The organism is Streptomyces sp. NPDC090127 (assembly GCF_044746945.1).
Lineage (GTDB): Bacteria > Actinomycetota > Actinomycetes > Streptomycetales > Streptomycetaceae > Streptomyces.
Genome location: NZ_JBIVDE010000003.1, coordinates 392,186 through 405,838, shown reverse-complemented (window position 1 = coordinate 405,838; position 13,653 = coordinate 392,186). Strand labels below are relative to the sequence as shown.

The 13,653-nt window shown below is 73.3% G+C and carries 11 protein-coding genes; 9 read left to right on the top strand and 2 right to left on the bottom strand.

The window, feature by feature from the left end:
- Window positions 1-158: 158 nt before the first annotated feature.
- From ACIPPS_RS12945 to ACIPPS_RS12925, 5 genes are all read left to right on the top strand, one after another.
- Window positions 159-1,256, top strand: coding sequence for a Zn-ribbon domain-containing OB-fold protein (locus ACIPPS_RS12945; protein WP_401430317.1), 1,098 nt, complete (start codon window positions 159-161; stop codon window positions 1,254-1,256).
- Window positions 1,253-2,329 (top strand): thiolase domain-containing protein, encoded by a 1,077-nt coding sequence (locus tag ACIPPS_RS12940; protein ID WP_401430315.1) that lies wholly within the window; start codon window positions 1,253-1,255, stop codon window positions 2,327-2,329. The genes ACIPPS_RS12945 and ACIPPS_RS12940 overlap by 4 nt, the downstream gene beginning before the upstream one ends.
- Complete coding sequence (locus ACIPPS_RS12935) at window positions 2,322-3,488, top strand: thiolase domain-containing protein (protein WP_401430313.1); 1,167 nt, start codon at window positions 2,322-2,324, stop codon at window positions 3,486-3,488. The genes ACIPPS_RS12940 and ACIPPS_RS12935 overlap by 8 nt, the downstream gene beginning before the upstream one ends.
- Before the next feature lie 89 nt (window positions 3,489-3,577).
- Window positions 3,578-3,820, top strand: coding sequence for a DUF397 domain-containing protein (locus ACIPPS_RS12930; protein WP_401430311.1), 243 nt, complete (start codon window positions 3,578-3,580; stop codon window positions 3,818-3,820).
- A 954-nt stretch (window positions 3,821-4,774) separates the two neighbouring features.
- Window positions 4,775-5,530 (top strand): hypothetical protein, encoded by a 756-nt coding sequence (locus ACIPPS_RS12925; protein ID WP_401430309.1) that lies wholly within the window; start codon window positions 4,775-4,777, stop codon window positions 5,528-5,530.
- Between the two features lie 233 nt (window positions 5,531-5,763).
- Here the strand turns inward: ACIPPS_RS12925 and ACIPPS_RS12920 are convergent, their stop codons facing one another.
- Window positions 5,764-6,237, bottom strand: coding sequence for a GNAT family N-acetyltransferase (locus ACIPPS_RS12920; protein WP_401430307.1), 474 nt, complete (start codon window positions 6,235-6,237; stop codon window positions 5,764-5,766).
- 356 nt (window positions 6,238-6,593) lie between these two features.
- Here ACIPPS_RS12920 and ACIPPS_RS12915 point away from each other — a divergent pair, with 356 nt between their 5' ends.
- The 4 genes from ACIPPS_RS12915 (at window position 6,594) to ACIPPS_RS12900 (ending at window position 11,422) form a co-directional block, all read left to right on the top strand.
- Window positions 6,594-7,004 (top strand): ACT domain-containing protein, encoded by a 411-nt coding sequence (locus ACIPPS_RS12915; RefSeq protein WP_401430305.1) that lies wholly within the window; start codon window positions 6,594-6,596, stop codon window positions 7,002-7,004.
- A gap of 434 nt (window positions 7,005-7,438) precedes the next feature.
- Window positions 7,439-10,432 carry an ATP-binding protein gene (locus ACIPPS_RS12910; RefSeq protein ID WP_401431394.1) on the top strand — a complete coding sequence of 998 codons (2,994 nt, stop codon included), beginning with the start codon at window positions 7,439-7,441 and terminating at the stop codon, window positions 10,430-10,432.
- Window positions 10,433-10,532: 100 nt separating this feature from the next.
- Window positions 10,533-11,033, top strand: a complete 501-nt coding sequence (locus ACIPPS_RS12905; RefSeq protein ID WP_362014223.1) for a hypothetical protein — start codon at window positions 10,533-10,535, stop codon at window positions 11,031-11,033.
- Between the two features lie 23 nt (window positions 11,034-11,056).
- Complete coding sequence (locus ACIPPS_RS12900) at window positions 11,057-11,422, top strand: RNA-binding S4 domain-containing protein (RefSeq protein WP_401430303.1); 366 nt, start codon at window positions 11,057-11,059, stop codon at window positions 11,420-11,422.
- A 19-nt stretch (window positions 11,423-11,441) separates the two neighbouring features.
- Here ACIPPS_RS12900 and ACIPPS_RS12895 read toward each other — a convergent pair whose 3' ends face one another.
- Entirely contained in the window at window positions 11,442-13,631 is a 2,190-nt protein-coding gene (locus tag ACIPPS_RS12895; RefSeq protein WP_401430301.1) for a germacradienol/geosmin synthase, read from the bottom strand.
- Between the last annotated feature and the right edge of the window lie 22 nt (window positions 13,632-13,653).

Here is a 13,653-nt window from a genome sequence, read left to right as displayed (position 1 = left end):
CGGCCCCGCCCGCGCCGTACCGCCCGGCCCTGCTCCGCGCGGTCCCGCCCGCCGTCCCGCCCCTCCCCCCAGGCTCCGCCCGGGGGAGGGGCGGGACGAGGAGAAGGGCCTCACACAGCGGCCTCCGCCCCGTTCCCGACCCGACCGAGGAGCAGCCCATGCCCCCCGCACCGAGCCCCTCCGCCGCCCCCGCCCCCGACATCCTCCGCGCCCCCCTCGTCGTCGAGTTCCCCTTCACCCGCTCCCTCGGCCCCGTGCAGTCCGCGTTCCTCACCGGCCTGCGCGAGCGGACCGTCCTCGGCGTGCGGACCGAGCGCGGCACCGTGCTCGTCCCGCCCGTCGAGTACGACCCCGAGACCGCCGCCGAACTCCGCGACCTGGTCGAACTCGGCACCACCGGCACCGTGACCACCTGGGCCTGGAACCCCGAACCCCGCACCGGGCAGCCCCTGCCCACCCCCTTCGCCTGGGCGCTCGTCCGCCTCGACGGCGCCGACACCGCCCTCCTCCACGCCCTCGACGCGCCCGGCCCCGAGGCCGTCCGCACCGGCATGCGCGTCCGCGTCCGCTGGGCCGCCGAGCGGACCGGCGCCATCACGGACATCGCCTGCTTCGAACCGTCCGAGAGCGCGGAGGACGACGGGACCGCCCGGGGGAAGGGCGACGGGACCGCCCGCGCGGAGGGCGACGGAACCGCCCACACGGAGGACGACGGAACCGCCCGCGCCGAGGACCACGGGACCGCCCGCGCCGAGGACCACAAGACGCGCGCCCACGACGGCACCTTCGACGCCCCCGTCACCGGCATCGTCGCCGCCGCCCGGCTCGACTACACGTACAGCCCCGGCCGCGCCCAGACCGCCTATCTGCACGCCCTCGCCGACAACCGGACCGTCGGCGAACGCTGCCCGTCCTGCACCAAGGTGTACGTCCCGCCCCGAGGCGCCTGCCCCACCTGCGGAGTGGCCACCACCGAACGGGTCGAGGTGGGCCCGCGCGGCACGGTCACCACCTTCTGCATCGTCAACATCAAGGCCAAGAACCTCGACATCGAGGTCCCGTACGTCTACGCCCACATCGCCCTCGACGGCGCCGGGCTCGCGCTGCACGGCCGGATCGGCGGCATCCCCTACGACCAGGTGCGGATGGGGCTCCGCGTCGAACCCGTGTGGAGCGAGGGCGGCCGCTTCCCCGACCACTACCGGCCGACCGGCGAACCCGACGCCGACTACGACACGTACAAGGAGCTGCTGTGACGCCGGACCGATCGGACCGACCGGACCGCGAGGTGGCGATCGTCGCCTTCGCCCAGACCGACCACCGGCGGCGCACGGACGACCTGTCCGAGGTCGAGATGCTCATGCCCGTCCTGCACGACGTGCTGCGCCAGACCGGATGCAAGACCTCCGACATCGGCTTCACCTGCTCCGGTTCCTCCGACTACCTCGCCGGCCGGGCCTTCTCCTTCACCATGGCCCTCGACGGCGTCGGCGCCTGGCCGCCGATCTCCGAGTCCCACGTCGAGATGGACGGCGCCTGGGCGCTCTACGAGGCCTGGGTGAAGCTGCTGACCGGCGAGGCCGACACCGCGCTCGTCTACTCCTACGGCAAGTCCTCACCCGGCTCCGTACGCGACGTCCTCACCCGGCAGCTCGACCCCTACTACGTCGCCCCGCTCTGGCCCGACACCGTCGCCCTCGCCGCCCTCCAGGCGCAGGCGCTCATCGACGCCGGACACACCGACGAACCCGCGCTCGCCGCCGTCGCCACCCGCAGCCGCGAGGACGCCACCGCCAACCCGCACGCCCAGCTGCCGGGCGCCCGCGACCAGGGCGAGTACCTCGTCGCACCGCTGCGCACCGGCGACTGCCCGCCCGTCGGCGACGGCGCGGCCGCCGTCGTCCTCGCCGTCGGCGACCGGGCCCGCGAGCTGTGCGCCCGCCCGGCCTGGATCCGCGGCATCGACCACCGGATCGAGGCGCACTCCCTGGGCGTCCGCGACCTCATCGACTCGCCCTCCACCCGGCTCGCCGCCCAGCGCGCCGGAGCCTTCGAGCGGCCGGTCGACACCGCCGAACTGCACGCCCCCTTCACCTCCCAGGAGATCGTGCTCCGGCGAGCCCTCGACCTCGACGACAGGGTGAGGATCAACCCGTCCGGCGGAGCGCTCGCCGCCAACCCGATGATGGCCGCCGGCCTCATCCGCCTCGGCGAGGCCGCCGCCCGCATCCACCGGGGCGCCTCCGACCGCGCCCTCGCCCACGCCACCTCCGGCCCCTGTCTGCAACAGAACCTGGTCGCCGTCCTGGAAGGGGAAGCCCGTGCCTAAGGAGCCCGTCGCCGTCGTCGGGATCGGCCAGACCAAGCACGTCGCCGCCCGCCGGGACGTGTCGATCGCCGGACTCGTCCGCGAGGCCGCCGTGCGCGCCCTGGAGGACGCGGAGCTGACCTGGGCGGACATCGACGCCGTCGTGATCGGCAAGGCCCCCGACTTCTTCGAGGGCGTGATGATGCCGGAGCTGTACCTCGCCGACGCCCTCGGCGCGGTCGGCAAACCGATGCTGCGCGTCCACACGGCCGGCTCGGTCGGCGGATCCACCGCGCTCGTCGCCGCCAACCTGGTCGCCGCCCGCGTCCACGGCACCGTCCTGACCCTGGCCTTCGAGAAACAGTCCGAGTCCAACGCGATGTGGGGCCTCTCGCTGCCCGTCCCCTTCCAGCAGCCGCTCCTCGCCGGCGCCGGAGGCTTCTTCGCCCCGCACGTCCGCGCCTACATGCGCCGCACCGGCGCCCCGGACACGGTGGGTTCCCTCGTCGCGTACAAGGACCGGCGGAACGCCCTGAAGAACCCGTACGCCCACCTCCACGAGCACGACATCACCCTGGAGAAGGTCCAGGCCTCGCCGATGCTCTGGGACCCGATCCGGTACTCCGAGACCTGCCCGTCCTCCGACGGCGCCTGCGCGATGGTCCTCACCGACCGCGCCGGCGCGCGGCGTTCGCCCCGGCCGCCGGCCTGGGTGCACGGCGGCGCGATGCGCAGCGAGCCCACGCTCTTCGCGGGCAAGGACTTCGTCTCGCCGCAGGCGGGGAAGGACTGCGCGGCCGACGTCTACCGACAGGCCGGCATCACGGACCCGCGCCGGGAGATCGACGCCGTCGAGATGTACGTCCCGTTCTCCTGGTACGAGCCGATGTGGCTGGAGAACCTGGGCTTCGCGGAGGAGAGCGAGGGCTGGAAGCTCACGGAGGCAGGGGTCACCGAACTCGACGGCGACCTGCCCGTGAACCCCTCCGGCGGCGTCCTCTCCACCAACCCCATCGGCGCCTCCGGCATGATCCGCTTCGCCGAGGCCGCGATGCAGGTACGGGGGCAGGCCGGCGAGCACCAGGTGCAGGGGGCGCGCAGGGCGCTCGGGCACGCGTACGGCGGGGGCGCGCAGTTCTTCGCGATGTGGCTCGTCGGGGACCGGCCACCGGCCGGCTGACCGTCGCCCGGAGGTCTGTCGGCCCCCCGCGCCGCTCGCTACGCTGAGCCCCGGACGACGACGTAGCGCAATGCGGGAGGAGCACGGACGTGGCGGAGAGCACCACCACCCAGCACGCCTTCGCGGGCTGGGACAAGCCGAACCTCGACCTCAGCGGGGCGGACTGGCGGTCGAGCAGCCAGGGGGCGGGGGACGTCCAGATCGCCTTCGTCGAGGGCTTCATCGCGATGCGGAACGGAGGACGTCCGGAAGCGCCGTCGCTGATCTTCACCCCGGCGGAGTGGCGGGCCTTCGTGGTCAACGCGCGGGAGGGCGAGTTCGACCTGACGTGACGTGACGTGACGTGACGTGACGTGACGTCGGGCGAGGGCGGGAGCCGCACGAAGGCCACGCTGGCACGGAAGGCACCACCCTGCCCGTGGAGTTCTTCGCTCCACCGACGGCTGCTGCACTGTCCACGCCCCGACCCAACTGCCACGCTGACCGGCCACCGGCCACCGGCCACCGGCCCCCGGCCACCGGACTACGCGCCCAGCGGAGTCGCGATCCGGCCCTGAATGAAGCGCCGTGGCGCCAAGTCCATCTCCTTGTCGTCAATGGCGGTCCGGGACAGATATGTCCCGGACCGCCACGGCAACGCGCCTACAACCCCGCCGGAAGCGTCGTCCTTCACGATTTCACCCGGCGTCACAAGTGCCCGTAGGACTCTGCCCGGTGAGCAGGGCTTTCGTGCTGCCCGCCGCCGGGACGTGGAGAAGTGGGTGAGGCACGCGCGTCGTCGCGCGAGCGACTGCACACGGGTGGCGTGACACCGGTCGTGCGCGAGCGCAGCACCGCACGCCAAAGAGCACGCGCCTCCGCCCGCGCATTGCCCTATGACGAGCCCACTTGTGGCATACCCCCGCCAGCTACGGGTGCCGGGGCGTCTGCCCGGCGAGACCTTGAAGCATGAAGCTCCGCACCCTTCGCAGCAGCCTGGTTGTCCGCACGAAGTCGCCGCCTGCCGCTCCATCGGCGACCGGACGGCCACCACGTTCCGCCGGCGCCTGACCGCCGATGAGGCCGAGCACGCAGCCCTCAGCGACCTGGCCGCCGACCGCCCCGGCGTGCCGGTCAAGGTCACCACCGCCGACCGAGCCTCAGCGGCCGGCCACCACTCCGGTGTCCCCGCGCCGGTGCCCCGCCGCCACCGCCCCGACGCCCCTTTCACGCTTCCCGTACCCCGAGGCCCCTCAGCCCCACCCATCCCGTGGTGGGGCGGACACCCCAGGAAGGGATCCTTCATCATGGCCGACATCACCAAGATCGTCGCAAAGACCTGGACCGCCGACGTCGCCGAGGCCAAGCCCGCCAGCGGCACGGTCTACCTCGGCATCGCCGGACGCGAGTTCGCGATGGAGACCGACGGCAGCGACTTCGACCGCGACACGTTCCAGGAGTTCGTGTTCGGCGAGGACGCCAACGTCAGCAACCCGGAGTACAACGACCCCCGCATGCCCCAGCTGACCACCGCCGACCTCGACCGCTACCCCGCCTACATCCGCCTCGACGGAAGCGACGGATGGTGCCTGGAGCGCGCCACCGTCACCATCGAGCCCGGCAGCGAGAACCCCCACGCCTTCGACAACCCCGACCTGGTCGGCGTGGCGGACAACCGCCGCATCTGGCTGCGCAGCGACTACGGTCAGGTCCTGGGCCTGCGGCGCACCTCCGGCACCGCCGACCCCGGCTCGGGACAGGGCATCGCGCAGCCGGCGGGCCGACGGATCGTCTACGGCAACATCAACAGCGACGGCAGCGTGCAGAGCGGCAGCGGCGACTTCCTCGTCACCAAGGAAGGGACCGGCCGCTACTCCATCGCCTTCCAGCGCTCCTTCTCCAGTCTGCCCAGCGCCAACGCCACCCTGTGGGGCGACGGCTGGAACCTGGTCGACAACACCCAGATCGCCGCCATCGAAAGCGGCCGGATCGTGGTCATCACCGGCGACTACTACGGCCAGTACGGCGACCGCGGCTTCAGCTTCCAAGCCATCGGCAGCTGACCACGCCGAACCCCACGGCCTGACCACCGCCGCCGCGTCCGCTTGCGGCGGCGGTGGTGTTGCGGGCGCTCCGCAGGCCCCTGGGACGTGTCCGGCCGATTGCTCCGGCGCCGTAGGTAGTTCCGGACGGGTCCGTTGCTGTAGCCCGCACCGTTCCGGCAGATCACGCCGGTGGACGCCGGTCCGCACCCGGTGCAGAATTCGGCTCCGTCGATCACCTGCCCGGGCAAGTCCTAGCTGCCCTGAAGCGCCACCACGATCTCCTGATCCTCGAAGTCCCCGGTCGGCTGGAAGCCGAACGAGGCGTAGAGGCGGCTGGCGGACGTATTGTCCGGGTGGTACGAGAGACGGATCTCCCGGCACTCCGGCAGCGCCGACAGGCGCTCGATCACGGCGCCCAGGGTGGCGCGGCCCACACCCTTGCCTTGTTCGGCCGCGCTTACCACCATGCCGCCGATCCAGTGGGTGCCGTCCTCGTCGTCGTACGCCCACATGACGTGGCCCACGACGTCGTCACCGGCGCGGACGCCGAGGGACGTCCACACCTCCCCGCGCTGGGAGAGCAGGAGGTAGCGCGCCGCGAGCGCGGCCACATACCGGCGTTGCTCGTCGGCGGGCGCCACGTCGGCGACATCGCGCCAGTTGTCGTCCGTGATCTCCTCGAGCACCACGGCCCGGCCCTGGCGGTCGGCGAACTGCTGCGTCATGCGTTCCTCACATCTGTGCTGGTCAAAGGGGGGAGCGTAGCCAGTCACGCAGAAGGCCGGGTAGCGGTTTTCCGGTGGCTCCTGGGGTGCCCGGATGGGGACGCCCAAGCACCGCACCAGCTCGGCGTGTTCGGCGCGCAAGAGCTGGTCGGGCGAGGGGGTCTGAGCACGCAGGTGCCCGTACAGTGATCGGCCGGATGTGGTCAGGGGGTCAGCGGGCGCACCCGGGGGAAGTCACACGACGCCCACGAGGTGCGCACGAACGAGCCGAGCCCCCCTCTGGGCCTCGGCCCACGACCCACGCACACCTCACCGCCTCGGAGATCGTTCACGGGACGGCCTCTAGGGTGGCGATCATGAACGCGGAACGTGATCTGACCCGGCTCGTCGCCGGGATGCGGCCGGAGTCCAACCCCGGCCGCTACGTCTTCACCACCGTGGACGGGCCCGCTCCGGCGGGCGTCGTCCCGGTCGTCACCGTCGCCGAGCGCGAGGGGCTGACGCTGGTCGTACGCCAGGAGGAGGCCGACGCGGCCGGCTTGGCGTACGACTACGTGGCGGGGTGGATCACCCTGCGGGTCCACTCGGCGCTCGACGCCGTCGGGCTGACGGCGGTGGTCGCGACCGGCCTCGCGGAGGCGGGTCTGAGCTGCAACGTCGTCGCCGGATTCCACCACGACCACCTCTTCGTCGAACACGCCCGCACGGACGAGGCGTTGACCGTCCTGCGCGCTCTCGCGGAGCGCGCCACGGGCTCCGCCCTCTGACCTCGCCGGGGGCGCATACAGGCGTACGCTGAGGCCTTCGCGGGGCTCTCCGGCCCGGCCGCCCTCATCTGCGCGCCGGGTGTGCGCCCCCGGCGTGGGGGTGGAACGTGGTGGTACACAGCGGCGGTCGGGACCGCCCCGGCTTCGGCCTGTTCGAACGCGAGGCGGAACTCGCGGCGGCGGAAGAGGCGTTGAACCAGCTGACCGGCCTCGGCGAGGCCGGCCCCTGGGAGGGGCCGGACGACGGGACATGGCGGTCACCGGGCGCCGGCGGCGCGCGGCGGTGGCAGGACGGTAGCGGCCGGCGGACGCCCGACGAGGGCGACGACCGGTGGCCAGGAATCAGCGACGACGAGTGGCAGGCGCCCGGCGAGCCCACCCCGGGCGCCGAGCACGTCCGCAGCGCCCGACCGCCGGGCGCCCCGCGCGGAGGAGTGCTCGCCTTCGCCGCGCCCGCCGGGCTCGGGAAGACCACTCTGCTGGCCGAGATCCGGTGGCGGGCCGCCGCCAAGGGGTGCACCGTGCTCGCCGCGCGCGGCGGGGACCAGGAGCAGCAGGTCGCCTTTCACGTGGCGCGTCAGCTCCTCCAGCCGCAACTCGTCGCGGCCTCCGACACCGAACTCCGGGCCCGGCTGGGCAGTTGGTACGACATCGTCGGACCCGCCCTCGGTCTGTGCGCCCCCGGCGACGGCGGACCGCCCGACCCGCAGGGGCTGCGCGACGGGCTCGACTGGGTGCTGACCCACCTGGCCGTCCGGCGCGCCCCGCTCGTCGTCGTCCTCGACGACGCCCACTGGGCGGACCCCGAGTCGCTCGGCTGGCTCTCCGCCTTCGCGCCGCGCGCCGAGGAACTACCCATGCTCCTTCTCGTCGCCTATCGCCCCGACGAACTCCCTGACATCGGACAGGAGTTCACCGGTCGGCGGTCCGGTCGGCGGCCTCTCGGCCTGGAGCCTCTCACCTCCTCCGCCATCGCCCGCCTCGTCCGCGACCGCGTAGGCGCCCACGCCGACGACACCTTCTGCCGCGAGTGCTGGGCCGTGACCTCCGGCAACCCGTTCGAGGCCGTCGAACTCGCCGCCAAGGTCCGCGACCGTGGCCTGGAGCCCAGGGCCGAGGCCGCCCACGAGCTGCGTGACCTCGCCGCAGCCGTCAAGGGCCACGGCCTTGCCGCCACCCTCGAACGGCTCGGCACCTCCACCGTCCGCCTCGCGTGGGCCTGCGCCGTGCTCGGCACCGAGATCTCGCCCCAGCTCGCCGGCGCCGTCGCGGGCCTCGGCGCCGAGGCCGTCGCCCAGTGCGCGGGCCAGCTGCGCGACGCCCGCGTCCTGGCCGAGACCGACGGAGGCACCGAGACCGACGGAGGCACCGAGACCGACGGAGGCACCGAGACCGAAGGAGGCACCGAGACCGAAGGAGGCACAGGCACAGGCACCGGCACCCGTACCGGCACCCGCACCCACAGCGGCACCGGCACAGGCACCGGTGGCCGCACGGGTACCAGCACCCGCACCGGCCCCGACACCCCCACCGACCCCGACACCCGCACCCGCACCGGCCCCGGCACCCGCACCCGCGCCGACACCCTCGAATTCGTCCACCCGCTCGTCGCCACCGCCGTCTACCAGGCCATCCCGCCCGCCACCCGCGTCGCCCTGCACGGTCAGGCCGCCTGGTGCGTCGTCGACGCCGGACTCGGTGCCACCGCCGCCGCGCGCCACCTCCTGGAGACCCACCCCGAGCACGACCCCTGGGTCGTCGACCACCTGCGCGAGGCCGCCCGCGAGACGCTGCGGGCCGGCGCCCCCGACGCCGCCCGCCGCTTCCTCGCCCGCGCCCTGCGCGAACCTCCCGCCGACGAGGACCGCGCCGCCGTCCTCTTCGAACTCGGCAGCGCCTCCCTGCTCACCGAGCCCGCCACCACCGTCAACCACCTGCGCGCCGCCCTGGAGGAGCCCATCGGCGACCCGGCGCTGCGCCACGGCATCGTCTACCGGCTCTCCCAGGTCCTGGCCCACAGCGACCGGCTCGTCGAGGCCTCCGAACTCCTCGGCCGCGAGTCCCGCCTCGCCACCGACGCCCGCAGTCGGCTGCGCATGCAGTCCGAGAAGTTCATGTGGGACGCCTTCCGCGCCGACGAGCCCGACTCGCCCGCCCGCTCCCGCCGCCTCGCCCGCCTCGCCGACCGGCTGACCGGGCGCGACCTCACCGAGCGCTACGTCATCGGCCTGCGCGCCTGGGACGCCACCCTGCGCGGCGAACCCTCCGCCGTCGCCGTCGGCCACGCCGAGCGCGCCCTGGAAGGCGGCCTGAGCTGGGCCGACGAGAGCCGGGGCTTCGAAGTCCCGGTCCTGGTGGCGCTCACCTTCCTCTACGCCGACCGACCCGGCCGCGCCGAGGAGCTCTTCGCGGCCGGCACCGCCGAGTTCGAGCGCCAGGGCTGGCACGGAGGGCACCTCTCCTTCGCGTACACCCTCCTCGGCTACATCCGGCTGCGGCGCGGCCGGCTCGTCGAGGCGGAGGACTTCGTCCGCGCCGGACTGCGCCTCGCCGAACGCGTCGGTGCCCGCACCCCCGCCCTCTGGTACGCCGTCGGCGTCTCCGTCGAGGTGCTGCTCGCCCGGGGCCGGGTCGAGGAGGCCGACCGGATCGCCCGTACCCACGACTTCGCCGAGCCGTTCCCCGCCGCCGTCACCTTCCCCGACTCCCAGACCGTCCACGCCGAACTGCTCCTGGCCAAAGGACACGTCGAGGAGGCCGCCGCCGAGCTGGCCGCCGTCGGCCGCCGCCTCGACCCGCGTGGGATGCGCAACCCCGCGTGGTGCCCCTGGCAGCTCCACCTCGCCCGCGCCGAGGCCTCAGAGACCCCCGAGCGGGCCCGCGAGACGGCCCGGGAGGCCGTCGCCCGGGCCCGCCAGTTCGGTGCGCCGTCCGCGATCGGGCAGGCGCTGCGCGTGACCGCCGAGGTCGCCCCCGGCGCCGAGCGCGTCAAGCTGCTGGAGGAGTCCGTCGACTGGCTGGAGCAGTCGCCCGCCGCCTACGAGCTGGCGCGCTCCCTGGTCGCCCTGGGGTCCGCCCTGCGTCGCGACGGTCGGACCGGCGAAGCCGCCGAACGCCTCTACCGGGGTCTGGAGGCCGCCCAGACCTGCGGGGCCGACGGCCTCGGCGAAGAGGCCAGGGCGGAGCTCGCCGCCGCCGGTCTCCGGCCGCGCGCCCTCCACCCGGCCGGCACGGACGCGCTCACCACCCGCGAGCACCTCGCCGCCGACCTCACCGTGCGCGGCGAGGACCCGGCCGCCGCCCTGAATGCCGACGAGGCCGCCGTGACCCTGCTGCTCTCCTCCGTCTACCGCAAGCTCGGCACCGACCGCGCGGGCCTCGCCCAGGCGCTGCGCACCACCGGCCGACACGCCGAGGAGACCGGCTGACCGCCGCCACGCCCGGGCCCGGCAGGAGGGCCGCCCGGCCCCCTCCGGCCGAGCCGCCCCGGCGCGTCGCGGTGGGGGCCGGGGCACGTACCATGGCCGTATGTCCTTCCTCCGCCGCCGCAGCGCCGCCACACCCGCGGGTCCGGACTTCGATGTCCTGGCCATGGACCCGGGGGACTGGCCCGGCAACCTCGGTGCCGGTCTGCTGCCCGCGCCCGACGGCAGCTGCCAGGGCGTCTTCCTCCGCTACGACCTGTTCGGCGGCCGCGGCCCCGCGATGATCATCGGCAACCTGCCGGAGGGCTCCCCGGCCCGCGAGCTCGCCGACGGCCAGATCCCCTTCGAGGTCGCCCAGCTCCTCGCGGCCTTGGAGAACGACGAGCCGGTCGAGGTCCTCGACACCGAGGACATGCCCGTGATGCAGGGGGACAATCTGCTGATCGTGCGTCGGCTCAAGCTCTCCGAGAGCCGCATCGCCTGCGTGCAGTTCGACCGCAGCGACAACGTCCTTGTGACGATCGCCAGTTGGGACCGGCCCATCACCGACGACCTGTACGCTCTGCTCAAGCCGCTGCCGGCCGAGCTGTTCCAGCAGGGCTGACGAGGGGACGGGGGACGGGCCCGATGAGCGCACGCGTCGACAGCTGGATCTGGGCGGTCCGCCTCACCAAGACCCGCTCGCAGGCGGCCGCCGCCTGTCGGGCCGGACACGTCAAGGTCAACGGCGACCGTGCCAAGCCCGCCCAGCCGGTGAAGCCCGGTGACGAGGTACGCCTCTTCCACGGCGGCCGGGAGCGCATCGTCGAGGTCAAGCAGCTCCTCACCAAGCGCGTCGGCCCGCCCGTCGCCGCCGAGGCGTACGTGGACAACAGCCCGCCACCGCCCCCGCGCGAGCACGTGGCCCTGGCCGCCGTCCGCGACCGCGGCGCCGGCCGCCCCACCAAGCGCGAGCGCCGCGAACTCGACCAGCTGCGCGGCCGCCCCCTCTGAGGCGACCGCGCCCCGCCGACTACGGCACGAAGACCGACGCCAGCCGCGCCGCCGACGTGCCGATGCCGGTCGGGCCCACGCGCGCCAGCGCCGTACCGCTCCCGGAGTGCACGTCCTCGGCCCGGTAACGACGCACGCTCCGGTGCCAGTTGAGGATCCCCGCGAGCCAGTCCTCCAACTCCCGCACATACGCCTCGAAGGCCGCCCTGCCCGCCTTGTCCAGCGCGAAGTCCTCGTACAGCAGGGGGAGTTCGTGCTGCTTCACATGCTCGAACTGACGCAGCCTGCCGCGCATCAGGTCGTCGACCATCGCCACCGCCGTCGGGTAGTCGCAGTCGAAGAACTTCTGGAGCACCAGGACGCCGTTGTGCACCTCGCCCTCCACCTCGATCTCCTTCTGGTAGGAGAAGAGGTCGTTGACAAGGGCCCCGTAGTCCGCCGCCGAGTTCTCCAGCGCCCGGACCGTGCCGCTGCGGAAGATCCCCGGCGGCAGCGCGTCCGTGCGCCGCAGCTTGCACAGCAACATCGTCAGGTCGGAGCCGAAGGTGAGCCGCCGCATCTCGATGTAGTCCACCGGATCGGGCACCCGGTGCTGGGCCTGGTTGTGCAGCTCCCACATCCAGCTGTCGAGCATCGCGTCCAGCGCCGTCCGCAGCTGCGCCCGGCCCTCCGGGGGCATCGGCCCCGCCGTCCGCGCCCACAGGTCCGCGAGCGAGCGCTCCATCGGACCGACGGCCGTCGCGTGGGCGGCCCCGGGGTCCTCCAGCGACATGACGGACTTGAGTCGCTCCGTGCACTCCTTCGCGCCGATCAGGTTCCGCGGCCGGCCGAAGACAAGAGGGTAGTAGTCGTCCCCGTACGTTCCCCAGGTCAGCCACTCGGCGCTGAGCTCCAGCTCCTCCACGGTGGCGTCCGGGTCGAGCCCCGCCGAGCAGACCGCGAAGTCGAAGCCCTCCAGCATGGGACGGTCCCAGATGTCGTCCAGCAGCCCCATCCGCTCCGCCCAGTCCACCGAGAGCCGCAGCGCCTCCTGGCGGTGCGGGCTGAGCGACAGCGCGTAGGGCAGGTCGAACTCGGGCACCAGCGAGGGCCCCACCTGCTGGTGCGGGACGTGCGTCAGCGACCGGAGCCGCGAGGCGGCCGGCCGGCCGAAGAGCGTCCGGATGTCCAGCGCGGACGTGCCGAGCACCCCGTCGAGCCGCGAAGGCCCGGTGACCAGGCCCTCGTTCATGTACCGGCTGGAGCGCATGTGCCACTCGTGGCCGCCGGACTGCCAGTCCTGCAAGCCCTTCGCGTACGCGGCGATCGCCGCGCACTCCTGCGGGCTCAGCCCCTTCTCCAGGCAGAGGCCCGGGACTTCGGTGAGCGCCGTGTTCTCGAACTGCTGGAGCCGTGAGGTCAGCAGGTCGTTGACCGCCTCGGCCGCCTCCTGCGTCGTGCACCCGAGGAACGTCTCCAGGACGAGGACGCCGTTGCTGTTCTCCCCCTCGTCCTCCACCTCACGCTGGTACGAGAACAGGTCGTTGCGCAGGTGCACCGCGTCGGAGAACGTGTCGCGCAGCACGAGCAGCGGCCGGGAGTGCGCGACCTGCTCCGGGACCTCCGCGCCCGCCGCGAACTCCACGAGCCCCGCCGACCAGGGGGCGCCGCCCACCTTGCGGCGCATCTCGATGTACTCGACGGGGTTGGCGATCCGTCCCTCGTGGATGTTGTCGAGCTCCCAGAGGGACTCGTTGAGCAGCGCCTCGGTCGCCACGGCGAATCGTTCCCGCCAGGCGGCGGACATGGACGGCACCGTACGCGTCCACAGATCCGCGAGCCCCGCCTCGACGGGGTTGGTCGGCTCGGGCATCGGCGCCGCGGGGTCCATCGGCATGAAGAGCGGCAGCCGGTCCAGGTACGCCTTGCTGCCCGGCCGGTCCGGGGTGCGCTTGAAGACCTCCAGGAAGTGGTCGTCGAAGAAGAAGACCCAGGTGTACCAGTCGGTCACCAGCGACAGCGCGTCGGCGTCACAGTCGGGATGGGTGTACGAGCAGAGCAGCGCGTAGTCGTGGGAGTCGAGGTCGTGCTCCTCCCAGATGCCTGAGCCCTCCAGCATCCCCATGGACCGTGCCCACTCCCGGGTGTGCGTGCGAGCGGTCTCCACATGGGGGTTGAGCCGCGCCGGATACGGAACATAGAAATCCGGCAGAACGAAGGGCTGAGCCATGCGTGCGGGGCCTTTCGGTGAG